The organism is Pseudomonas sp. SH10-3B, from assembly GCF_019891415.1.
Taxonomy (GTDB): domain Bacteria; phylum Pseudomonadota; class Gammaproteobacteria; order Pseudomonadales; family Pseudomonadaceae; genus Aquipseudomonas.
Genome location: NZ_JAFLXD010000038.1, coordinates 17456 through 40497, shown reverse-complemented (window position 1 = coordinate 40497; position 23042 = coordinate 17456). Strand labels below are relative to the sequence as shown.

17 protein-coding genes are annotated in these 23042 nt (G+C 61.5%); 4 read left to right on the top strand and 13 right to left on the bottom strand.

All coding sequences use genetic code 11. The annotated features are described in order from the left end of the window. Positions 1-31 precede the first annotated feature (31 nt). From J1G35_RS23495 to J1G35_RS23455, 9 genes are all read right to left on the bottom strand, one after another. Positions 32-1330: an acetyl-CoA C-acetyltransferase gene (locus J1G35_RS23495; protein WP_053133979.1), complete on the bottom strand. Its 1299-nt coding sequence runs from the start codon at positions 1328-1330 to the stop codon at positions 32-34. Then, entirely contained in the window at positions 1327-2217 is an 891-nt protein-coding gene (locus J1G35_RS23490) for a MaoC/PaaZ C-terminal domain-containing protein (RefSeq protein ID WP_223016143.1), read from the bottom strand. The genes J1G35_RS23495 and J1G35_RS23490 overlap by 4 nt, the downstream gene beginning before the upstream one ends. A 3-nt stretch (positions 2218-2220) precedes the next feature. After that, positions 2221-3564, bottom strand: coding sequence for a 3-oxoacyl-ACP reductase (locus tag J1G35_RS23485; RefSeq protein WP_223016142.1), 1344 nt, complete (start codon positions 3562-3564; stop codon positions 2221-2223). Positions 3565-3679: 115 nt separating this feature from the next. Beyond that, a complete protein-coding gene (locus J1G35_RS23480; protein ID WP_223016141.1) occupies positions 3680-6205 on the bottom strand; it encodes an acyl-CoA dehydrogenase in 2526 nt (841 codons plus the stop codon). A gap of 289 nt (positions 6206-6494) precedes the next feature. Further along, positions 6495-7910: an outer membrane protein transport protein gene (locus J1G35_RS23475; RefSeq protein WP_223016150.1), complete on the bottom strand. Its 1416-nt coding sequence runs from the start codon at positions 7908-7910 to the stop codon at positions 6495-6497. 111 nt (positions 7911-8021) lie between these two features. Beyond that, positions 8022-8525, bottom strand: a complete 504-nt coding sequence (praB, locus tag J1G35_RS31050) for an alkane oxidation protein activator PraB (protein WP_262417387.1) — start codon at positions 8523-8525, stop codon at positions 8022-8024. A gap of 122 nt (positions 8526-8647) precedes the next feature. Further along, entirely contained in the window at positions 8648-9142 is a 495-nt protein-coding gene (gene praA / locus J1G35_RS23465) for an alkane oxidation protein activator PraA (RefSeq protein WP_053133994.1), read from the bottom strand. 117 nt (positions 9143-9259) lie between these two features. Continuing rightward, positions 9260-10540 (bottom strand): alkane 1-monooxygenase, encoded by a 1281-nt coding sequence (locus J1G35_RS23460; protein ID WP_053133997.1) that lies wholly within the window; start codon positions 10538-10540, stop codon positions 9260-9262. Between the two features lie 306 nt (positions 10541-10846). Then, positions 10847-11845 carry an alpha/beta hydrolase gene (locus J1G35_RS23455; protein ID WP_053134001.1) on the bottom strand — a complete coding sequence of 333 codons (999 nt, stop codon included), beginning with the start codon at positions 11843-11845 and terminating at the stop codon, positions 10847-10849. Between the two features lie 276 nt (positions 11846-12121). Here J1G35_RS23455 and J1G35_RS23450 point away from each other — a divergent pair, with 276 nt between their 5' ends. The 3 genes from J1G35_RS23450 to J1G35_RS23440 are packed head-to-tail and all read left to right on the top strand — an operon-like array spanning position 12122 to position 15396. Continuing rightward, positions 12122-13660 carry an NAD(P)/FAD-dependent oxidoreductase gene (locus J1G35_RS23450; protein ID WP_223016139.1) on the top strand — a complete coding sequence of 513 codons (1539 nt, stop codon included), beginning with the start codon at positions 12122-12124 and terminating at the stop codon, positions 13658-13660. After that, a complete protein-coding gene (locus J1G35_RS23445; protein WP_223016138.1) occupies positions 13657-14547 on the top strand; it encodes an SDR family NAD(P)-dependent oxidoreductase in 891 nt (296 codons plus the stop codon). The genes J1G35_RS23450 and J1G35_RS23445 overlap by 4 nt, the downstream gene beginning before the upstream one ends. A gap of 15 nt (positions 14548-14562) precedes the next feature. Beyond that, on the top strand, positions 14563-15396 hold the full coding sequence (locus J1G35_RS23440) for a metal-dependent hydrolase (protein WP_053128344.1): 834 nt from the start codon (positions 14563-14565) through the stop codon (positions 15394-15396). Here J1G35_RS23440 and J1G35_RS23435 read toward each other — a convergent pair. Further along, positions 15393-17468, bottom strand: coding sequence for an EAL domain-containing protein (locus J1G35_RS23435; RefSeq protein WP_223016137.1), 2076 nt, complete (start codon positions 17466-17468; stop codon positions 15393-15395). The two genes, J1G35_RS23440 and J1G35_RS23435, sit on opposite strands and share 4 nt — an antisense overlap. Positions 17469-17758: 290 nt before the next feature. Between J1G35_RS23435 and J1G35_RS23430 the strand changes: the two genes are divergently transcribed. Further along, entirely contained in the window at positions 17759-18088 is a 330-nt protein-coding gene (locus J1G35_RS23430) for a DUF6388 family protein (protein ID WP_053128340.1), read from the top strand. A gap of 7 nt (positions 18089-18095) precedes the next feature. Here the strand turns inward: J1G35_RS23430 and J1G35_RS23425 are convergent, their stop codons facing one another. From J1G35_RS23425 to tssM, 3 genes are read right to left on the bottom strand one after another with little or no spacing between them, the layout of a single operon-like run. After that, positions 18096-18938, bottom strand: a complete 843-nt coding sequence (locus tag J1G35_RS23425; RefSeq protein ID WP_053128338.1) for a serine/threonine-protein kinase — start codon at positions 18936-18938, stop codon at positions 18096-18098. Beyond that, positions 18935-19660 carry a PP2C family serine/threonine-protein phosphatase gene (locus J1G35_RS23420; protein WP_053128336.1) on the bottom strand — a complete coding sequence of 242 codons (726 nt, stop codon included), beginning with the start codon at positions 19658-19660 and terminating at the stop codon, positions 18935-18937. Before J1G35_RS23420 ends, J1G35_RS23425 begins: the two co-directional genes overlap by 4 nt. Next, on the bottom strand, positions 19657-23031 hold the full coding sequence (gene tssM, locus J1G35_RS23415) for a type VI secretion system membrane subunit TssM (protein WP_223016136.1): 3375 nt from the start codon (positions 23029-23031) through the stop codon (positions 19657-19659). The genes J1G35_RS23420 and tssM overlap by 4 nt, the downstream gene beginning before the upstream one ends. Positions 23032-23042 lie beyond the last annotated feature (11 nt).

Below are 23042 nucleotides of genomic sequence, written 5' to 3'. Positions count from 1 at the left end.
GGCAGTCTCCTTATTGTTGTTTTTGATAGCGCTACTTTTCGACGATGGCGGTAATGCCCAGCCCGCCCGCCGCGCAGATGGATATCAGGCCGCGACCGCCGCCCCGCTCATGAATGGCCTTGGCCAGCGCCGCCAATTGCCGGCCACCGGTGGCGGCAAACGGGTGACCGCAGCCGAGGGAGCCACCGTTGACGTTCATTTTGGCGCGGTCGATGGCCCCCAGTGGCGCGTCCAGGCCGAGGCGTTCGCGACAGTAATCGGCGTCTTCCCAGGCCTTGAGCGTGCACAGCACCTGGGCGGCAAACGCTTCGTGGATCTCGAAGAAATCGAAGTCGGCGAAGCTCAGCCCTTCACGCTTGAGCATGCGCGGTACCGCATAGGCCGGGGCCATCAGCAGGCCTTCGCTGCCGTCGACAAAATTCACCGCCGCCGTCTCGCCCGTGCGCAGGTAGGCCAACACCGGCCAGCCATTGGCGGCCGCCCACTCTTCGCTGGCCAACAGCACCACCGAGGCGCCATCTGTCAGTGGCGTGGAGTTGCCCGCCGTCAGGGTGCCGTTCTGGCGATCGTAGGCCGGGGACAGCCCGGCGAGTTTCTCCAGGCTGGCGTCGGCGCGCAGGTTGTTGTCCCGCGCCAGGCCGCGATGGGGGCTGATCAGGTCGTCGAAGAAACCGCGCTTATACGCGGCGTCCAGGCGTTGGTGGCTGGTGAGGGTCAGCTCATCCTGGGCCAGGCGCTTGATCTGCCAGCGCTGGGCCATTGCTTCGCAATGCTCGCCCATGGACAGGCCGGTGCGCGGCTCGCCATTGCGCGGCAACAGCGGCTTGAACAACATCGACGGACGCACCTTCAGCAGCGCCTTCAACTTATCGCCCATGCCCTTGGCGCGGTTGGCCGCGAGCAAGGTGTGGCGCAGGGATTCATTGATGCCGATGGGCGCGTCGGAGGTGGTGTCGGCGCCACCGGCGATGCCCACCTCGATCTGGCCGAGGGCGATTTTATTCGCCACCAGCAAGGCTGCTTCCAGGCCGGTACCGCAGGCTTGCTGCACATCATAGGCCGGGGTCTGCGGTGACAAGGTGGTCGACAGCAGTGACTCACGCGCCAGGTTAAAATCCCGCGAATGCTTGATCACCGCGCCAGCGGCAAACTCGCCCAGGCGCTGGCCGTGCAGGTTGTAACGGTCGACCAGGCCTTGCAGCGCCGCCACCAACAGGTCCTGGTTGCTGTCGTGGGCGTACACCGTGTTGGAACGGGCAAACGGGATGCGGTTGCCGCCGATGATCGCCACGCGGCGGGTCGGGGCCGGATTGAAGCTGTAGTCACTCATGTAGGGCTCTCATTCCAGACAAATAGCCCGCGCATATGCGGTTTGTCGCCGGCGAAATTGCGCACTTCGAATTCGCGGCGCGGGCCGCTCACGGGGTGTTGCCACAGGGCGACCTGGCCGGGCAAAAAGATCGGTAGCTTGAAGTCGCAGTGAGCTTCGGCCTGATCCAGGCCAGCGGGCGGTTGTTGAGCGGCCAATGCGCGGCCGAGGGTCCACATGCCATGGGCAATGGCGCGGCGAAAGCCGAAGAGCCTGGCGCCGATCAGCGAGGTGTGAATCGGGTTGAAATCCCCCGAGACCTTGGCGAAGCGCCGGCCCAGATCGGCGGGCAACACCCAGCGCTGGGTGCGCAACAGGCCCTCCTCCTGCAACGCCAGCGCGTCTTCCCACAGCTCGCCGACGGGGCTTTTCACCTCGCGGCGCAGGTACAGGCTGTCGCTTTCCCACACCAGGGTGCCGTTGCTGTAGGCGCGGGTGGCGATGCTCAGCGCCTGGCCCTTGGCGTGGGCCACCCAGCGTTCGCAAAAGACTTCCAGGCGCAACGCCTGGCCTTCATGCAGGCGCTGGTGCTGCCGGATGCGGTTGGCCAGGTGCACCATGCCGCTGGCCGGGTACGGAAAACTCGGACGGGTCAACAGCATCAGGTGCAGCGGGAACGCCAGCACATGGGGGTAGGACAGCGGCACACCCTGCTCGCGGCGAAACCCACAGGCACGGCCATAGGCGGCGATGCCGCTGGCGGACAATTCCACCACCGAGCGCACCAGGCGCTCCTTGGGCAACGGCGGTGCGCCGTCGAGCTTGGGTTTGCGCAAGCCACGCACGCCGTCCAGCAGCAGGCGCATGCGCGAAGGCGGTGGGTCGATAATCTGCGTCACGTAGTCCATGGCTCAGGCTCCCAGCAGGCTTTGGCCGCACACGCGCACGACCTGGCCGTTGACCCCGCCCGACGCCGGGTGCGCCAGCCAGGCAATGGTCTCGGCCACATCGATCGGCTGACCGCCCTGGGACATCGAGTTCATGCGCCGCCCCGCTTCGCGAATCATCAGCGGGATCTTTGCGGTCATCTGGGTCTCGATAAACCCCGGCGCCACCGCATTCACCGTGACCTGTGCCGCCGCCGCACGCGGCGCCAGGCCTTGCACCAGGCCAATCACGCCGGCCTTGGAGGTGGCGTAGTTACTTTGCCCGAGATTGCCGGCAATACCGGAGATCGACGACACACACACGATGCGACCTCCAGGATTCAAACCCTGGTTGTCCAGCAAGGCATTGCTCAGGTTCAACGGCGCTTCAAGGTTGACAGCCAACACGCTGCGCCAGGCCGCTTCAGTCATCTTGGCGATGGTCTTGTCGCGGGTGATCCCGGCGTTGTGCACCACCACGTCGAAGGCGCCGTATTGGCTGACCTGGGCTTGAAGCTGTGCAGCGGCATCCGCCGCCGTGATGTCCAATGGCAGTGCCGAACCGTCCACACTGGCGGCCGCCTGTTGCAGCGATTCCTGGGCCTGGGGCACATCCACGCAAACCACGTGGGCGCCATCGCGGGCCAGTACCTGGGCAATCGCCAGGCCGATGCCACGGGAAGCCCCGGTCACCAGCGCGCGTCGGCCGGCAAAGGGTTTATCCCAGTTGACGCTGGGGTGGCCGTCCACCGGTTTTTCCAGGCGCACCACCTGCCCGGAGACGTAGGCCGAGCGGCGCGACAGGAAGAAACGCAGGCTGCTGTCCAACGCCGCTTCGGCACCCGGCGCGACATAGATCAACTGCACGGTGATCGCGCGGCGCAGCTCCTTGGCCAGCGAGCGCACCAGACCTTCGAGGGCACGCTGGGCGATGGCCTGGGGCAGGTCCGCGCAGTGTTCGGGCGCCGTGCCCAACACCACCACCCGACCGTGCTGGCCGAGGCGTTTGGCGTTGGCGTGGAAGAACTCGTACAGCTCATCCAACTGTTTCAGGTCGACCACAGCGCTGGCATCGAATACCGCGCCTTGCACCTTGACCGTGGACGGCGCCTTGAGCGTCGCCGGGGTGGCAGTGACCGTGTCGGTAGCGCTGAACACCTGTTGCACCTGCGCAGCCAGGCGCCCTGCCCCGGCGACAATCACCGGGTTGGCCAGGCCAGGCTGGCCGCTGCGATGGCGTTGCAACGGTACCGGTTGCGGTAAACCGACCGCCTGGGCCAGGCGACGGCCCCAGGGGGAATTGACGAACGATAGGTAGCTGTCACTCATAGATAGATCCACTCACAACACAAACTTGCCGTGTAAACCCGATCCATGTCGGAGGGGGCAAGCCCTACATGACTGGCATTGGACCCTCCCCCATCCCACATTGACCGCGTTTGTCCTAGTTGACCGAGGCGTTTTCGCTTTGGCTGCTGCGCCGCTTGGCGACCGGCTCCAACGCCTGCTTGCGCTGCTGCAACGCCTCCAGCAAACCGAAGTCCTGCGGGAAGTCATCCACCTGGATAGCGTGGTCGGCGTATTCCACATAGCGTCCCAGCAAGGCGTCTTCGTCTTCGCTGATCAGGTCCAGCGCCCGCGCCTTGACGCGCCAAGCGGTGAAGGCCGTGGCGGAGATCGGCATCGGGTCGAGCAGGCCCTGCTTGATGGCTGGCTTGAGTCGGGCGTCGATCAGTTCTACCTGCGGCAACAGGCGGAAACCCAACTCGCCGTAGGCCAGCTTGTCGATTTCCGGGCGCGGAATGTAGGAGTTGGCCAGCAGACGGTCGCGGGTTTCGCCGGGGATCTGCACCACATCCGCCACCTGGGCCAGCAGGCGATCCGAGGGTTTGTGCAGGGGAATGCCGAACGGGAAACTCAAGCCACGCACCACAGCTGCTGCGGCTTTCGACGGGTAGTTATCCAGCACTTCGGCCAGGGCTTCATGGGCCCGCAGCAACGCATCCTGCGCCGCCCAATGCACCAGCGGCAGATCCGCCTGGGGCCGGCCGTCGTCCTCAAAGCGCTTGAGCACGCAAGACAGGATGTACAGCTGCGAGAGAATATCGCCCAAACGCCCGGTGATACTTTCCTTGCGCTTGAGGGCACCGCCCAGCACGCCCATGGAAATATCCGAGATCAGCGCCAACACCACCGACAGACGATTGGCCTGGCGATAGTAGGTTGCCAGCGCCGGGTCGGTCTTGGCCGGTGCGGAAATCAGCCGCCCGCCGGTCAGAGAATGCACCGCCGCGCGTACGGTGTTGGCCAGCACAAAGCTCACATGACCGAACATCGCGCTGTCGAATTCCTCCAGCGCCTTGCGCCGATCCGGGTTGCGGGCGGCCTCCATTTCCCGGAACACATAGGGATGGCAGCGGATCAGGCCCTGGCCAAAGATGATCAGGCAGCGCGTCATGATGTTCGCGCCTTCCACCGTAATGGCGATGGGGCTTTGCTGGTAGGCGCGGGCCAGGAAGTTATTGGGGCCCATGCAGATGCCCTTGCCGGCAACAATGTCCATGCCGTCGTTGACGATCAGCCGCGCGCGTTCGGTGACGTGGTACTTGGCGATGGCCGAGATCACCGAGGGTTTCTCACCGGCATCCAGGGACGCCACCGAGACCTTGCGCACCGCATCGCAGGCATACAGGTGTCCGGCCATGCGTGCCAACGGCGCCTGCACGCCTTCGAATTTGCCGATGGGCAGGCCGAACTGTTTACGCATCGCCGCGTAGGCCGTGGTGCCGCGCACCGCGACCTTGCCCAGGCCAACGTTGGCCGACGGCAGGGAAATCGCGCGGCCGGCAGCCAGGCATTCCATCAGCATGCGCCAGCCGTTGCCGACCTGCTCACGGCCGCCGATCACCCATTCCAGCGGGATAAAGACATCCTTGCCGGTGGTCGGGCCGTTCTGGAACACCGCGTTGAGCGGCCAGTGACGACGGCCGCTGTTCACGCCGGGATGGGAGGTAGGAATCAGGGCGCAGGTAATGCCCAGCGAGCCTTTCGGCCCCAGCAAACCGTCCGGGTCTTCGGCACGAAACGCCAGGCCGAGTACCGTGGCGATCGGCCCCAGGGTGATATAGCGCTTGTCCCAGGTCACGCGAAAGCCCAGCACTTCCTGGCCTTCATGGGTGCCTTTGCAGACGATGCCCAGATCGGGAATCGCCCCGGCATCGGAGCCGGCATACGGGCTGGTCAGGGCAAAGCACGGGATGTCTTCGCCCCGGGCCAAGCGCGGCAGGTAGTAATTGCGCTGGGCGTCGGTGCCGTAGTGCAACAGCAACTCGGCCGGGCCCAGGGAGTTGGGCACCATCACCGAAATCGCCGCCGCCGAACAGCGTGTCGAGAGCTTCATCACCACCTGCGAGTGCGCATAGTGGGAGAAGCCTTTGCCGCCGTACTGCTTGGGAATGATCATGCCGAGAAAACCGGCATCCTTGGTGTACTGCCAGCCTTCGGGAGACATGTCCTGCCAGACCTGGGTGGTTTCCCAGTCGTTGGCGATGTCGCACAGGGTTTCCACTTCATTGTCGAGGAAGGCTTGTTCCTCGGCGCTGAGGCTCGCCGGGGCGGCTTGCAGCAGGCGCTGCCAGTTGGGTTTACCGCTGAACAGCTCAGCGTCCCACCACACCGTGCCGGACTCGATGGCGGCGCGTTCGGTGTCGGACATCGCCGGCATGATCGTGCGAAACAGGCCAAGAGCCTTGCTAGTCAACAGCGTGCGGCGCAGCGGTTTAATGGTCATGAGCAAAGCCGGTAACACCACCAGCACCGCCGCGACGGTGGCACCAAAAGCCGCCACCACGTTGAACAGGTAACCAATCGCCAGCCAGACCAGGCCAGCGCCCAACCACAGGGTGGCGGCGGCTTGTCGATACGCCAGGGCAATCGCAGCTGCGAAACCCACCAATAACCAGATAACCATGGGGATACCTCTACTCGATTCAGGGCGTGGTTTACGTGCGGAAGGTCGGATTGACCTTTGGCTTAAAGCCACACTACAAACTTGGAAAACTAAATTCAAATTTTGTTTTGAAATTTTTATTTAATGCTTGGGCGAAAAAATAGCGACTGAACCTATCAGCCGAATCAAAGCGTACTGAACGACTATCGGAACGGGTCGCGTGGGCGACCCGCTCGTTGCGCAAGCGGTGCAAAACCTGCAGAAAGATGCGCTGACTGCGGGTTTTTCATCGGCATGGCGTGACGCGGGATCAGAAGTTGTAGGTGATCCCCAAGCTCACGACATCACCATAGGCATCGGCCTTGCCGTCCAGAGTTGCCCCCCCCAGACGATCCTGGTTATGGGTTTTCAACTTGGCTTTTTCCACGAACTGGTGAGAGTAGGAACCGTCGATACCCAGGCCTGGAATAGCCCTGATTTTGTAACCGAAGCCCAGCGAGGTGAAGATCCGGTCGCCATCGGGGATACGAGGGTCACGGGTGGAGTTACGGGTAGGCGTCTGGTCCGTCGCGACACCGGCGCGCAACGTGAAATCATCGGTGAGCTTGTAGTCGCCACCGAGGGAGACCATCCAGACGTCCTTGTAGTTGTAAGGGATGGCGACGATGGTCGAACCCTCAGACTTCAAGGTCAGGTTTTTGAATGAAGACCATTGGGTCCACAAGACACTGGCACCGAGGGTAAAACGATCATTGAACTGGTGAACCCAATCGATCGCTGCGCTGGCAGGAACGTCCAATTGAGCACTGGCTTTCCCGCTCATCTGAAGGTTCAGACCTGGATACAAAATGCCCGGCAACCCCGCGTCGATCAGGCCCTGGGAGCCTTCGTCAGCGTAGATGTTGTATTTACCTTCGAGTTTGTTCTTGATCTTGGCGTGGTAGTTCAACCCCAGGGTGTCTTGTGGGGTTGGCTTCCAGGCCAGGCCGGCAAACCAGCCCACCGAGGTATTGTCGACTTTGACTCGCATCAACGAATAGCCTATGCCCGCAGGGAATGGGATCGAATTCGGAGCAAGTGCGGCGGCGGCGTAGAGGTCAACGTTCTGGCTGACGAACCCTTTGGTGTGCTGAACAATCGCGCCACCACCGATGGAAAACTCATCGTTGACCTTGAACGAAAGCGACCCCGTCAAGCCAACGGTTTCGATACGCGTGTCAACCGCAAAATCCCTTCCTTTCCAGTCATTGTCCCAGGTGGTACGCGCGCCCATCGGCACAACCTGGCTGAGACCAAAGGCGAAACGGTCACCGATGGGGATGACCATGAACCCAGTCGGCACCCATGCGGTGAAACCGCCTTGTCCTCCATCACCTTCGCGGGGCACGGAATTGAACTCAAAGGTATTAGGGTCAACGGTCGTTGTCGAAGTGGGGTTGCCCGCATAGTCTTTGGCGGTACCCTTGTAGTGGATATTGATCCGCGCGTAGTCAATGTTGAACTGCGAAATATTGTGATCAATGAACGCCATCGCCGCCGGGTTGTTATAGGCCGATGACGGATCATCCTTAAACATCGAACCACCACCAAACGCACGGCCCCAGCCCTCCGCCCCGAACGTCGGAGTAGAGAACCCACCGGCTTGCGCACCGCCAGTTATAACCATCAGGCCGCCGATAACGGCCACACTGATTAACGTGCGTGCGTGTGCTTTCTTATTATTCATGCCCGACTCCTTATTGTTGTATTCCACGCGTGCGATCTATTCAAACAAGTGCCTCTTGCGAGGCACTTGCCAGTTTCAACGTGTGATCATCACGTCAAGTACTCAGCGTACTTATGGGCTAACGGTAAACGCCGGACTTGGAACGGCGGTGAGGGCGGTAATTGTGCAAGAGCCCACGGTTTGAGGACCAGGAATGCTCAACGTGTTGGTGGAGTTCTTCCAGTTCACCGCGATACTCACTGGCGTAGTGTTGCAGTCGGACGCGATTTTGAATTTCACACCCGAAACAGTGCCGCTGAACGCATCAGGACCTGTGCCAGCGACGGTCAGCGGCCATGGCAGGTTGCTCAACACCGGAACGGCGCACAGCGGGTTGGAACCGCTGACCGTCGCGCCGGTAATCGAGGCGCCTGCACCGCCACTCGCCACGGTACCGGTAAAGATAATGCTGCAAGTGACCGGGATATTAAGGGAAGCCGGCGACTTTACGGTGATGGAACCCGCCGTGGTAAAAGCGGCGCCGGCAGGTGCAATGGTCGCCGCATTGGCCATCGAAACGGCGCCAAAGCACAGAGCAAAAGACGTTGCACAAACGAGGGTTTTCAAACTTTTCATTGTTTTTCCTCACATGTAATGGCGAGTCATTTCGCCAGGGGTAATGGCCATGAACGAGAGGTCACGGTGAATCTGCAGAACTTCCCTTTCCAGCCAAATTTCAATTCAATTACCGCAGCACGTTATTCAACAACTTTGAAGTTCGGTGGCATCTTGATCGACACCGTCTTGATCTTGCAGTCTTCGCCAATCGGTACATTGGCGGCTTCCAACTTGCCGGTGGCGTTATCCCAGGTGCCATCGGCGGTAGAAGGCCCGCACTTGCCGCCCAGGCCGAAGGCGTGAACATCGACGCTGATCTTCGACATGGAACCGCTCTTGGTATCTTTGGCGACCAGAATCCACGGCAAGTTGATGGCTTCGACCCGGCTGCACTTGAGGCCACCGTCGAATTCAACTTTGTCGACATTGACCGAGGTACCGTCAGGCGCCACTTTGCCGGCGACCTTGATGGTGCAGTCGGCGCTGATCAGCGCGCCTTTGGAGAAGCTGATCGGGCCTTGGGCGGTAAACGCGCTGCCGGCCGGTTCGATACGTGCGGCCTGGGCCTGGTGATAGGCGAGCAGGCCCAGCACGGCCAATACGATATGGGTGGTGAACTTGGCAGGTGTTTGCATGGTGTACGTCCTTCCCTTTAATTATTTTTGTTCGGGTCAAAGCACTTTCTCTGGGCGATAAAATCCTGCGCGGCAATTAGGCCCCGAGCACACAACGAAACTAAGTGTTACTTCAGATCAAAACGGCTTGGCACTGCCGCTGTACTTTTCCAGGTACTTCAAACGCTGTGAAGGTTGAAGATTGGTCAGGGTGATATCCCCGGCATAGTGGTTGAGGACTCGATGGTCCATGCGTCGTCGCCACAAGTAAGGCACATACGCCCAGACAATCATGCTCGCGTAGCCATAAGGCAGTTGTGGCGATTCATCAAAGTGACGCAACGACTGATAACTACGGGTGGGGTTGGCATGGTGGTCGGAATGCCGCTGCAACTGGAACAGAAAGATATTGGTGACAATCCGATTGCTGTTCCAGGAGTGCCGAGGCGAACAACGCTCATAACGACCGTTGGGCAACTTCTGGCGTTTAAGGCCGTAGTGCTCCACATAGTTCACCACTTCCAGCAACGAGAAGCCGTAGATGCCCTGGATAATCAGGAACGGAATCACCGCTGCCCCCAGCCAGGCAATCATCGCGCCCCACAACACCACGCTGTACATCCAGGCACTGAGCACAGCGTTTTTCCAATGCCAGGCCGGCAGGCCGAGTTTGCGCAGACGCTCGCGCTCCAGGTTCCAGGCTGAGTGTGCGCTGAACCACACCGAACGCGGCAGGAAAGCCCAGAAGCTCTCGCCCAGCCGCGAGCTGGCGGGGTCTTCCGGCGTGGCAACACGTACGTGATGGCCACGATTGTGTTCGGTGTAGAAGTGCCCGTAGAAGGTCGGCGCCAGGGTCACCTTGGCGAGGAACACCTCCAAAGCGTTGGGCTTGTGCCCCAGTTCATGGGCGGTATTGATCGCGATACCGGTGGCGGCACCGGTCGACATCGCCATGCCCAGGTAAGTGAACCAGCTCGGTTCGCCATGCAGTTGAGTGCGGGCGGTGATGTAGCTGGCGGCGTGGGACAGCCAGCTGGAAGGGTCCAGGTTCGCGGCAGCCTGCAACAGGCCACCCTGGATGATCCAGTCGATCCCGCCGGCGGCCAGCCAGCCGGTGATCACCACCGAGGAGATCACGAACAGCACGCCGGTATAGACGATCCAGCGGTAGTAACTTTGGGATTCGAGGTGGCCAACGGCGGATTCGGGCGGGTTGCTCACGTCTTCACCGAGCAGGCCGTCGATCAATGGGATCAGGCCGAAGATCACCAGCACGCCGACCCACCACAGTTGCTGGATACCGGTCGTGATCGCCAGGGTGCCGGACAACAGCGGCGTGGCCAGCGGCATGATGCCCAGCCACCACAGGTGACGCTTGCCGTCGGTCCACACGCTTGGGGCAGCCAATGTCTGATTCATGGCTGCCTCCGGATGAGGCGGGTTGGCAGGGACGCAAAAAACAGGTTCGAGGAATGCTGGGCACCCCAGGAAATCAACCATGCGATAAAAGACGTTTTTTTCATTTTTATTCGCTCTTAGGCATTTCAAAAATCATTTCAAAATAAATATTGAAATATTTTTTTAAATAAATAGCGCGGAATCGATAGGTCGTCAACTACTTTTTCGAGGCCTTTTGGGCGTGACTGAACAGTCGTTTTTTCAGCTGTTGGGTCAGGTCTCTAGGGCAGGCATTTCGGACATTCGATCCAGCAATCGGGGCCATGATTATTTGTTAGCCAGGGCAAAGGGCGCGTGCAACACCGTAGCGCTCTGGGCCGGTCGGACACGCTTGGCTATCTGCTCCACCACCGCCGCCACCCGTTCAGTCGCGGTAATGGGCAACATGTGGCCGCGTCCTTCCACCAGCTGCAATTTAAGCCCCGGCACCTTGCTGGCCAGGGCCTGACCATGTTTCTGGAAGTCCAGCACCTTGTCCCGCGCGCCATAGATCAGCCCGATCGGCAGGGTCAGTTGCGGGTAGCGCTTGACCATGTCCGGCAGGTGATCGTTGACCTGGTTGATCTCGGTGGACGCGGCATAGAAGTTATCCGGCCGCATGCCGAGCAGCCCACCGCCACGCGTGGCGAAATCGGCCGGGGCGGCATCGGGGGCGAACACGCCTTTGACCACCGAGCCTTTGGTCAGCAGGCCGATGGGCACCGTCAAGGTGTGCGACAGCCAGCGCCGCAGCCACGCCGGGCGCACCGCCAATGACAGGAACACCAGTGGCAACAGGCGTTGGGGATGGGTCAGTGGCGCCACCAGGATCAACCCGGACACCGCGTGAGGGTGGTCGAGGGCCAGCGCCAGGGCAATCGCGCCGCCGAGGGAGTGCCCCAGCACCAGCGGTTTTTCCAGGCCCAGCGTTTGGATAAAGGCCGCGATTTGCCGGGCCTGGGCCGGCAGGTCGGCCGGCGTCCCCGCGTGGCGGGTGGAATAGCCCGATCCCGGGCGGTCGAGGGTGATGACCCTGAAGTGCTCACGCAACTGGCCGGACAAGGCGTAGGTCAGGTTGCGGCTGCTGCCCATCAGCCCGTGAATCATCACCAGCGGCGGGCCCTTGCCCTCTTCGTAATAATGAAAGCGCTCGCCATCGACCTCCACAAAGCGCCCATTGCCTGGAACCGCTGCTTCAATCCGCCGTGTCATCCAGGCACTCAAGCCCCAAAACACGACGCTCGCCCCCACCAGCACACCCGCAGCAATCAACCATTGCACAGCCATAGCTCGGTCCTCTGCTTCCCTGCTGCCGCCGACCTGACCGGAATTGGTCAAGGCCTCGGCCAACGTCCACACCCTGGACCTGAACAGCGTGCGTACCTCGCTCGTCCGTCGGACAAGTCGCACATAAGGAACAAGGTCCTAGCGTAGGCGATATTTTCAGGTAGATTATTTAAAATCTTTTTTAAAATAATTAATTCATTTTTTCTTTGCAATGGTGTTCCATCTAAAAGACACAACAAAAACAGGAGCAGATCCGATGCCCAAGAGAACCTGCCTATGAATGCCCACAGCGAATCCATCGACATCGCCATCATCGGCTCGGGCTTTGCCGGCCTGTGCATGGCCATCAAGCTCAAGGAGGCGGGGTTCACCGACTTCTTTATCGCCGAGCAGGCCGACACCCTCGGCGGCACCTGGCGGGACAACCACTACCCCGGTTGCGCCTGCGATGTGCAGTCCCATGTGTATTCGTTTTCCTTTGCCCCCAACCCGGACTGGACACGGCAGTTCGCCCCGCAAGCGGAAATCCGCGCCTATCTGGAGCAATGCGCGGCGCGCTTCGGCTTGGCGCCCTATTTGCGTTTCGGTATGGGCCTTACCCGCGCGGTGTTCGATGAACCGCAGCAACGCTGGCAGTTGAGCTTCAGCGATGGCCGCCACGTCAGTGCGCGGGTGCTGGTGTCGGGGATGGGCGCGCTGGCACGCCCGGCGCTGCCGGATATCCCGGGGCTGGAAAGCTTCAAGGGCAAGCGCTTTCACTCCCAGCAGTGGGATCACGCGTACGCCTTGAAGGGTAAGCGCGTGGCGGTGATCGGCACTGGCGCCAGTGCCATCCAGTTCGTGCCGCAGATTGCACCCCAGGTGGCGCACCTGGACCTGTTCCAGCGCACCCCGCCGTGGATCATGCCCAAGCCCGACCGCGCGATTTCGCCGCTCGAACGCTGGCTTTTCAAACACGTGCCCTTCACCCAGCGCCTGGTGCGTGGCGCGTTCTACTGGGCACTGGAAGGCCGTGTGGTGGGCTTTGCGCTGCACCCACGATTGATGAAAATGGTACAGAAAATCGCCCGACGCCACCTGCACAAACATGTCACTCGCCCTTCCCTGCGCAAGGCCCTGACGCCGGACTACACCATCGGCTGCAAGCGTGTGCTGATCTCCAATGACTACTACCCGGCGCTGTCGCGCAGCAATGTCGAGGTGGTGACCGACAACATCCTGCGCATCGAAGCCGACGGCGTGATCACCGCCGACGGGATCAAGCACCCGGCCGATTGCCTGATCTTCGGCACCGGTTTCCAGGCCACCGACCCGCTGCCCCGCGACTGCATCGTCGGTCGCGACGGCGTTGACCTGATGGACACCTGGCGCGACGGCGCCCACGCCTACAAGGGCACCACGGTGCCAGGCTATCCCAACCTGTTTTTGATCATCGGGCCCAACACCGGCCTGGGGCATAACTCGATGATCCTGATGATCGAGGCGCAGGTCACCTACATCCTCGACGCGCTCAAGCAAATGCAGCGACATCGCATCGCCACCGTGGACGTCAAGCCCGCAGTGGAGAGCGCCTACAACCAGCACCTGCAAGACCAGCTCAAACGCACCATCTGGAACACCGGCGGGTGCCAGAGCTGGTACCTCGACCCACGCACCGGCAAGAACACCACCTTGTGGCCCGGCTCGACCTGGCGTTTCAAGCAGGTGACCCGGCAGTTTGCGCTCAAGGACTACGTGGCCGGCCTGGGGCCGGTCAATGCCCCTACCCGGCCGATGCCGGCGCCCCATTCCACCGCAGAAGGTAGCCTGTCATGAAGTCATTCAACGGCCGCGTGGCGGCGATTACCGGCGCGGCGTCCGGCATGGGCCGCGCCTTGGCCCTGGCCCTCGCGCGTGAAGGTTGCCACCTGGCGCTGGCAGACAAAAACAGCCAAGGGTTGGAGCAGACCCTGGGGTTGATCAAGACCTCGACCCTGTCGCCGGTGGTTGTCACCACCCAGGTGCTGGATGTGGCCGACCGCCAGGCCATGGAGGCTTGGGCCGCACGCTGCGTGGCCGACCACGGTCAGGTCAACCTGGTGTTCAACAATGCCGGCGTGGCCCTGTCGAGTACGGTCGAAGGCGTGGACTACGCCGACCTGGAATGGATCGTCGGCATCAACTTCTGGGGCGTGGTCCACGGCACCAAGGCGTTCCTGCCGCACCTCAAGGCCAGCGGTGACGGCCATGTGATCAACACGTCCAGTGTGTTCGGCCTGTTTGCCCAGCCTGGCATGAGCGGCTACAACGCCACCAAATTCGCCGTGCGCGGTTTTACCGAATCCCTGCGCCAGGAACTGGACATGCAACGCTGCGGCGTCTCGGCCACCTGCGTGCACCCGGGCGGCATTCGTACCGATATCTGTCGCAGCAGCCGTATCGACGCGAACATGACCGGCTTCCTGATCCACAGCGAACAGCAGGCCCGCGCCGACTTCGAAAAACTCTTCATCACCGATGCCGACCATGCCGCCAAGGTGATCCTGCAAGGCGTACGCAAAAACAAGCGCCGCGTGCTGATCGGCCGTGACGCCTATTTCCTCGACCTGCTCGCCCGCTGCCTGCCGGCGGCCTATCAAGCGCTGGTGGTATTGGCCAGCAAACGCATGGCGCCCAAGCCGCGCCCCCCGGTATTTGAAACCCACGACGAGCCCCGACTCTGAACAGGAGCACGCAGCATGTTGCCGATTCGCCGCGATATCCATTTCGACCTGCCCGCCGAACGCATCAAGAACTGGCACGAACAAGGTCCGTTCATTACGCATTTTTTCAATGCCCTGTCGCTGCTGTTCCCCCAGGGCGAGCTGTTTTTCATGGACAGCGTGCGCCACTACCGCCAGCGCATCGAGGACCCGGAACTGAAGAAACAGATCCAGGGTTTTATCGGCCAGGAGGCCATGCACAGCCGTGAGCACGTGGCCTACAACGACCTGATGCAAGCCGCCGGACTTCCAGCGCACACCCTGGACCGTCGGCTTAAATTCATTCTCGACCTGCAGAAAAAACACTTTCCGCCGGCCTTCAACCTGGCGATCACCATCGCCCTTGAGCACTACACGGCGATGCTGGCCGAAATCCTGCTCAGTGACCCGTCACGCTTCGGCGATTCGCTCAAGGGTTACCAGCAGATGTGGTACTGGCATGCCCTGGAGGAAACCGAACACAAAGCCGTGGCCTTTGATGTATGGAACACGGTGATCAAGCCTGGGCCTAAACGCTACCTGCTGCGCACGGGCGCCATGCTCACCACCACGGTGTTTTTTTGGCTGGTGGTGCTGGATTTTCATGTGCGTCTGTTGATAGCCGACCGCAAGGCGGGTGGGCACCTCAAAGGCTTCTGGCGCATGTTGAAATTTCTTTATGGTCCCAAGGGCGTTTTCCCACGGATGCTGGTGCCGTGGCTGCACTACTTCAAGCCCGGTTTTCACCCCTGGGACCACGACAACCGTGCACGCCTGGCGGGTATTGATCGCCTGGTCGAGGACATCGAACAGACCCAGCGCGGCTACTAGACCTGCGCCATGGCCGCACGCTGGCGCACAAAGCCTTCCAGCTGATCGCCCGGCAGCGCCTTGCTGAAATACCAGCCCTGGATAATCAGTTCGGTGCCGGTGTTCAGGAAGGCCAACTGCTCGGCGGTCTCCACGCCTTCCACCACCACGCCCAGGTTCAGCGCTTCACAGAAACGCAACATGCCGGTGAGGACCTGCGCGCCCTTGGGATCGTGCTGGGCCACCACGAAACTGCGGTCGATCTTGATGAAGTCCACCGGGAACTGGTGCAGGTAACTCAAGGCCGAAAACCCGGTGCCAAAATCGTCGATATAGACCTTGGCGCCGATGGCCTGCAATTTCTGGATGGTCTGGCGCGTGGCCGGGATATCGCTGACCAGTGCGTCTTCGGTGATCTCCACCGACACCTGCCCATGGGCCTGGGCGAGGATCTCCACCAGGCGCTCGCCATAGGCGGCGTCGGTCAGGGTCGCGCTGGAAATATTGATGGTCATCGGCAGGGCAAAGCCGAGCTTCTGCCATGTCTGGTACTGGCGGATCGCCTGGGACGCCACCCACATATCCACGTCCGGCATCAACCGCGCCTGGGCCAGCCACTGCAGGAACTCCCACGGTGAATGCACCGCGCCCTGCTCATCGCGGGCGCGCATCAGCGCTTCGCAACCCGTGCACAACCCGGTGCGGGTCGAGACCTGCGGCTGGAACTCAAGATAGAACTCGTAATCGCTGAGCTGTTGGATGTGGTTCAGTTCATTGGCCTGGCGCGCCAGGATCCGATGGGACGCCAGCACCGGGTCTAGCTCGCGCAGTCGGCCTTTTTCTTCCAGGCCGCGAAAGGTCATGTCCAGGGACTTGAGGTACACCGTGCCACCTTCGGTCGCCTGGCGATGAATCGCACGCACATAGGGTGCGTACACCAGCGTGCCCAGGACCAGGAGCGTCACTTGCAGTGCAACGGCCGCCAAGTCGCCGTGGGTACTCAGGTAGGCATTGAGCAGCACCGGTGCGGTAAACGGTACGCTGGCCACCGCCGGGGAAACCCACCCCAGTTGCACAACCGTAAGCGCCACCATTGCGTTCATCGCGGGCACCACCAGAAACGGAATGAACAAGCGCGGATTGAGGATGATCGGCAAGCCGAACAGCAGGACTTCACTGACGTTGAACAATGAGAGCGGCAAGCTCGCCACGGCCACCAGGCGCATGGACTGGCTCTTGGAAAACAGCAGGATTGCCAGCAACAGGCACAACGCTCCGCCCGAGCCGCCGATAAACGCAAAGCTGCCCAGCAGGCCGCTGTTCAACATGTATTTGATCGGCTCACCCGCTGCCAGCGCCGTGCTGTTGAGCACCACGGCCTGGTCCAGCACATCAAACAGCGGCTGCATGGCGTATACGCCGTGGATCCCGAAAAACCACAACAGCGAATTCATCAGGGTGACAAACAACCCGCTGCCGTAGGGCGACTCCAGCGCATCGAGCACCTGGGGGCCCTGCATCTGTGCCACGTAGGGCATTTGCAACAGCAAGGACAGCACCGCCACCAGCGCCAGGGCGGTGATGACCCCAGGCACCACCATATTGATCGTGCCTCGCAGGTTGTGCCCCACCAGGTCTTCATTGATCAGCCGCGTCCAGCGAAAACGGTGCAGCCAGGCCACCGCCGGTACATTCAGCAGCGGCGAAGCAATCGCAATGAACAGCACAAACGTCGCTGACGCCCGGGGGTACTCCCGCAGGATAAACGTCGCGACCACCACATGGGCCAGGCACAGGAACGCTACCGGCAGTTGCGGCAAGCGGTGCTGGATCGCCAGCATGTACCCAATGGATGCGGCCACCAGCAACGGGATCACCGAGCTGATCTGGTTGTGCAGCCCCGCCAGGAAGGTCACCACCTGCGGGGCCAAACCCATCACCCGGGCGCATTCGGACAGAATCAGAAAGCCCGCCGACACCAGCAGGCACGGCAGGATCCATAGCAGTCCTTCGCGGATCGCGCGCAATGAATCGGCACTGGCCAACGCTGCCAGACGCTGGGTAAAGAAAAGTTTGAACAGCGTTTGCGCCATGACCCATCCCTCTGCCCATCGCCCGCGGCCCTTGAAAGGCAGGGTCGGAAACATCGCGGCTAACGCTACACGTCCTGGCACCGGGTGCGAAAGTCTTTTGCCATGGGTATCGTTGAATTTTCAGCAAGGGGTGACAGGCACAGCCCTGTTTTCCCCAAAATAGTTGAATTTTCTGACCTGGACCGATCCTGGAATCTGCTTCAATACCTGTTATCTGTGTGCCGTGTGCCCACAGCGCTCGCCTCGAGCCAGAAACCGAGGCCTGATCCCACATGATTTGGAGTACACCCTTGTCACCTCCCGGCGATAACCACCAGCTCGCGCTGGATCGATTCTTGAACGAACACCCTGATGTGGCTGCAGAACTGAACACCCTGAACCCGCTGGCCGCGCAGGCCAAGGGCGAAACCCTGGAGCAGTACCGCGCCGAGCGGCTGCATGAAGCCTTCGAGGCCGAAGCCGAACGCCAGGGTTTGTTTGCCTGGGAGTTGACCCTCAAGCTGACCGCACAATCCCCCGCAGACTTCGAGACGCAGCGCCTGGAAGTGCACAAGGAAGTCGCCCAGATGGCCGGGCTGAGTTGGATCGAATACTGCCAACTGCATGATTTGAGCGACTGACGCGCCCCTAAAGAAACCAGCGGCGCCTGCGCCCATTCATTGCTTCACACAATTCCTCGACGCACATGGTGCGGTACTCAGGGTCCATGGCCAGCGCAGAATGCAGCGCCGACCAGCACTGCCGAGGCAGTTGCCGGGGCCTGGGCAGTGGCTTATCCGGCTCGCGCTCGCCGGGCCGTCGCCCCTGGGCCAGCGCATAAATCACGCAGGCGGCGGCATACACCTCGGCCCTGGCGGAGATGTCCTCCCCCGCCAGCAGTTCCGGCGCCGCATAGGCTGGGGTCCAAGCGTTCAAACGGCTGCGACTCAAGCTGGGCAACCCCGCAGCCTGCTGTGCCTGGGCATGGCCCAAGCCAAAATCGAACAGCCGCACGCCCTGCTCGCCCACCATGATATTGGCCGGCTTCACATCGCCATGCAGAACGCCCTGCTTGTGGGCATAAGCCAGTGCATCCAACAGTTGCAAGGCGATGGGTTGCAGCTCCTGCCACGGCAATCCGTCCGGATACTGCGGCAGCAGACAGTCCAGGGTCATGCCCTGCAGCAACTCCATGGTGAAGAACGCAATCTGGTGCGGCGTATCGACCTCGAAAGCAAACGTTCTGACCACGTGATCGTGCCGCAGGCTTCGGGTCATGGCGAACTCGCTATACAGCAATACATGGCCGTCGGGGCATTCAGCGAGGGTATCGCCCAACAGCTTCAGCGCCACCCACGCATTGGGCTCACCGAACGCCTCGTGCAACAGATCGCGGGCCCGGTAGACCACACCCATGCCGCCGGTGCCCAATATCCGCTCAAGGTGATAGCGCCCCGCAAGCAGTTTCGGCGGGGCGATGACGGCACTCATGGCTGCACCACCACGGCCGTCAGGTCATCCCGGGCCGGCCCCCGCAATACCTCGGTAAACAAGCGGTCCACGACCTGTCGGGACGTGCCCACACTCAGGGCACTGCCCAACTCGCCATGACTGAGGCCCTGATACAAACCATCGCTGCACAACAAAAACACATCCCCTGGCTGGGTAGTGAACTCCAGCACCGCCAGGCTCAACGGCTGCCGGCCGCCTATGGCGCGGGTCAAGGCCCTGGCATCCGGGTGGGCCAGGGCCTGTTCCAGGCTCAACTGCTGCTTGTCCATCAGTTGCTGCCACAGAGAATGGTCCCGCGACAGCTGGTACAAGCGTCGTCCCCGCCAAAGATAGCAACGGCTGTCCCCGACCCAAATACAGGCAGCGCGATTGCCCTCCAGCAGCAACGCAACCACGGTGCTGCCCATGATGCCGTCAGCAGCCTGCTCAGTCGTTGCTTGCCCCATTTGCCGGTCGAGCCCGCGCAAGCAGCGCCTCACTGCCTCGACCCGCTCGTCAAAGCTGCCCTGACAGGGCAACGACGCCAGGCTGCTGATGACCCAATGGCTGGCCACATCCCCAGCCTGGTGCCCCCCCATGCCGTCGGCCACCGCCCAGCAACCACGCTGGGGGCAATCGAGGAATGCGTCCTCATTGCGCGCACGCGCCTTGCCTCGCGCCGTTCGCCCGGCGCTACGCCCATCAGCAGGTACCTGGCTCACAGTTGCTCCGGCAAGCGGAAGGTGCGCCAGTTCGCCATCTGAAACGGGCTGGGATCGCGTTGACTGGTAAGCAGGAAGCTGGCGCGCATGCCCGAAAGCTCGGCCATGAGCACTTGTGCATCCCGATCACTCGCATGCTCACTGTGCATCAGCTCGATAAACCGGAACAACGACCAGGGGCCGGTGTTTTTCTCAATTCCTAATGGCCGCTCCTCGCCCCGCTCCAACACCAGGCTGCTACGGCCATTGGAGGCTTCGTTGGGCCATTGGAACGCCATGGGCACGATCGGGCCATGACGGTATTCCAGGTGTTGATCGGCAACGCTCAGGATCGCGCGGCTGACCCCCTGATCCAGGCTATAGGGTGCCAGCGTGAAGCGAACCGCCCACTCGCTCTGGTCTTCAGCGAAAAACCCCTGGCGAATCATCTGGGCTTTCGTCAGTTGCTCCAACAGCGAGCGCGACAGCGCCAGGCTACGGCCATCCAGGCCCCTTGGACGGTAGCGACTGCCCTCGACGCTGACAAAGGGCCGCAGGTAGCTTTCATAGAAGCGCACCATCGCGCCTTGGGGCTTGAAAAACGCCTGGAAGTCGCCAAGGGCGACATCACTGTTGGCCCGCGCGTTGAACGGATACCGACGCTGGATCGCCTTGGCGTAAAAGCCATAGACCTCGCTTTGGTAGCGCCGATTGACATACACATAGGCGTCATTGAGCAGCAGCCGCCAACTCTCATCGGCTATGTTTTCAAACCAGCCCTTGAGCGGTAACGGCAAGCGTGCGGACACATCACGCAAATGGCCCAGTAACGGCTGCTGCCCCTCCATACGTTGCTTGACCATCATGAATACCGCCTGCTCTGGCGTGCTCTCACGGTTAAGGGCCGCCAGTTGCAGATGCCATTCATCGAGCAGCCGCAAAGCCTGCGTCAGTTCAGCGCCTGGGTTCTGATCCGCGTCCAGCAATTGGTGCAAGTGCTCGAACCGACGCTGCAGTGCACGGCGGGCAGAATCAGGCGCGGCCTGATCATGCAGCTCGCTGAGCAACACAATGGAGGCCGTAGCGCCCAACTCGTCGGCCTGCTGGCTCACCGCTTCAAGGCGATCATTGGCCGACAGCAAGCGCGTGTTTTCCCGAACCTGCCGCAACAGTTTCAGCAACGGTGACTGCGCTGAGGCCAGGCTGGAAAGCCTGTCTGCATGCTGGCTCAGGCTGTCACTTTCCTGGAGGCGAACCTGGCCAATGGCGTGACTCCAGGTATCGGCGTACTCGTTGAAGTAGCGCTGCTCCAGCTCCTGCATCAACTGGCGCAGGTCCATTGGGCTGAGGTCAACGCTCTCCCCCAGCACCCAGTTATCCTGCGCAATGGCATTGACCAGCCGAGGGCCCTGCTTTTCGAAGTACTGCACATACCTTTTGGTATAGAAGCCGGGGATCGGCTGCTCGGCAACGGCTAATCCCCGCCCCTCGGCCAGCCGATAGGGCTCCAGGATCCGTGCCTGGTTACGCAGCGCCCTATAGACAACCCCCGCCAATGATTCCCCGCGCAGTTCCTTGCGGGCCTCGGCAACCAGCTCAGCGTTCATGGGCGTCACGAAGGGAAGCTCAAGCAAACGTGCGAGATGTTCGTTCAATCGTTTTTGCACGGACGCATCACCGGCATAACGGACAGACCAATGACTGGCCACGCGTTGCGCCAGCCAACCGTTATCGCGACGCTCGCGCAGGCTGAGCATCAGGTAAGCCCGCAGGATATCCAGTAGCCCCTCGCGGTCGCCCAGGCTGGTCCGTACCTGTTCTTCAAGCATCGTGGACACCAGGGGCAACAACTGCTGGTGCAGCAACGTTTCATAGGCACCGACCAGCACCGGCTGGCTCATCGTCCCCTGGTACAAGCCGCCACGCTCGCCCGGTCGAACGTCCGCCAACGCTGGAAACACCTGGGTAGCCGCCAAGCGAACGTCCAGCAGCGGCAGGAGCGCCAGGGTGGCGTCCAAACCGGATGAAGCGGGCAGCTGCGGTTTGCTCAATTGCGCCAGTTGCACCAGGCGCTGGTGATTGACCGAATAACTGTATGCCCATAGCGACCCCGCCCCGCCAATGACCAGGCACGCGGCCAACACCACTAACCCCTGATGTCGACGAATACGTTGTCGCTCCGGTGTCTGCAGCCCCGCAAGATTGGCCTCGGCAAAAATTACCCGGGTGAACAAGCCTTGGACGAAGTGGGAGCGCCGGTCGGCAGTCTGCGCACAGGTCAGGTAAAACCCGCGTAGTCCGTTAATACGCTGAAAACGGTGGGCGGAGAACGCAGACTCCACAAACCCGCACAAACGTTCACCGATTTGCGCGGCCTGCCGAGGGAAATCAAGCATCTGGCCACGGCGCTCGGCATTTCGCTCCTGATGCAAACGCGGGATCAGCTCCGCTGCGAGGCGCTGCAGCATCGCCTCGAACGCCTCGCGGACCTGGTTGATGGCGGTACCGGTCGTGCCCATGACCAAAGGTTCTCCGAGCAACGCTTCGGCACTGTCGCCCTGCGCCGTGTCAAAGAACTCGACAAAGCCTGGCAACCGGTCGGCCTGGGTCAATACAAGATAGATCGGCACATCCACATGCAGCGTCTGCTGGATGTCCTGCAGCCGGGTGTGCACGTGGCGGGCGTGCAGATCCAGCTCGCGCTCATTGCTGCCCAGCAGGGTCTCAACCGCCAGCGTCACCACCACACCATTGAGTGGACGGGCCCTGCGCCGCCATTTGAGCAGCCCCAGGAACGTCGACCACCCCGCGCTATCCACTGCATGGTCAGGCTGGGCCAGGTAACGCCCGGCGCTCTCGACGAGTACGGCCTCGTCAGCGAGATACCAATCAAAATACTGGGTTGCGCCTGAGGCCATGGCCGCGTCCCGGTCGAGCGGGAAGTGCGATCCGCAGGCCGCCAGCAGGCAGGTCTTGCCACTGCCCTGCTGGCCGATCAACAGATACCACGGCAAGTCGCTGCACCAACGCTCGCTGTGTCCACCATAGCGAGGGGAGGTTTTCAGCGTGTGCAACGCCTCTTTGAAACGACCTCGTACCTGCTTCTGCTCGTCGTCAATCAACCCCTTGCGCTGATGGCGCTCCTGGTGCTCAGGTTGATTCAATCGTGCGGTACGGCGCGCGCCCACCATGACCATCGCCAACCCCCACATCAGCAATAGCCCGCTGATGGTCAACAGACGGGCCGGTGCGCCGTGCCAGAACCGGTGGTCATCCACCGCCAGCAATGGCCCGAAAAACCACACCAGCAGCGCGCTGGACAACACGACAATCAGGCTCCAGACCCAACTCTTGCGCAGAACCGTGCCTACGTCCTTGAAGAATGCATTCATTCATCGCTCCC

What these genes read in the sequence shown, in the direction of transcription:
- J1G35_RS23495 (WP_053133979.1), bottom strand. Translation starts at nt 1,330, where the DNA reads ATGAGTGACTACAGCTTCAATCCGGCCCCGACCCGCCGCGTGGCGATC.
- J1G35_RS23490 (WP_223016143.1), bottom strand. Translation starts at nt 2,217, where the DNA reads ATGGACTACGTGACGCAGATTATCGACCCACCGCCTTCGCGCATGCGC.
- J1G35_RS23485 (WP_223016142.1), bottom strand. Translation starts at nt 3,564, where the DNA reads ATGAGTGACAGCTACCTATCGTTCGTCAATTCCCCCTGGGGCCGTCGC.
- J1G35_RS23480 (WP_223016141.1), bottom strand. Translation starts at nt 6,205, where the DNA reads ATGGTTATCTGGTTATTGGTGGGTTTCGCAGCTGCGATTGCCCTGGCG.
- J1G35_RS23475 (WP_223016150.1), bottom strand. Translation starts at nt 7,910, where the DNA reads ATGAATAATAAGAAAGCACACGCACGCACGTTAATCAGTGTGGCCGTT.
- praB (WP_262417387.1), bottom strand. Translation starts at nt 8,525, where the DNA reads ATGAAAAGTTTGAAAACCCTCGTTTGTGCAACGTCTTTTGCTCTGTGC.
- praA (WP_053133994.1), bottom strand. Translation starts at nt 9,142, where the DNA reads ATGCAAACACCTGCCAAGTTCACCACCCATATCGTATTGGCCGTGCTG.
- J1G35_RS23460 (WP_053133997.1), bottom strand. Translation starts at nt 10,540, where the DNA reads ATGAATCAGACATTGGCTGCCCCAAGCGTGTGGACCGACGGCAAGCGT.
- J1G35_RS23455 (WP_053134001.1), bottom strand. Translation starts at nt 11,845, where the DNA reads ATGGCTGTGCAATGGTTGATTGCTGCGGGTGTGCTGGTGGGGGCGAGC.
- J1G35_RS23450 (WP_223016139.1), top strand. Translation starts at nt 12,122, where the DNA reads ATGAATGCCCACAGCGAATCCATCGACATCGCCATCATCGGCTCGGGC.
- J1G35_RS23445 (WP_223016138.1), top strand. Translation starts at nt 13,657, where the DNA reads ATGAAGTCATTCAACGGCCGCGTGGCGGCGATTACCGGCGCGGCGTCC.
- J1G35_RS23440 (WP_053128344.1), top strand. Translation starts at nt 14,563, where the DNA reads ATGTTGCCGATTCGCCGCGATATCCATTTCGACCTGCCCGCCGAACGC.
- J1G35_RS23435 (WP_223016137.1), bottom strand. Translation starts at nt 17,468, where the DNA reads ATGGCGCAAACGCTGTTCAAACTTTTCTTTACCCAGCGTCTGGCAGCG.
- J1G35_RS23425 (WP_053128338.1), bottom strand. Translation starts at nt 18,938, where the DNA reads ATGAGTGCCGTCATCGCCCCGCCGAAACTGCTTGCGGGGCGCTATCAC.
- tssM (WP_223016136.1), bottom strand. Translation starts at nt 23,031, where the DNA reads ATGAATGCATTCTTCAAGGACGTAGGCACGGTTCTGCGCAAGAGTTGG.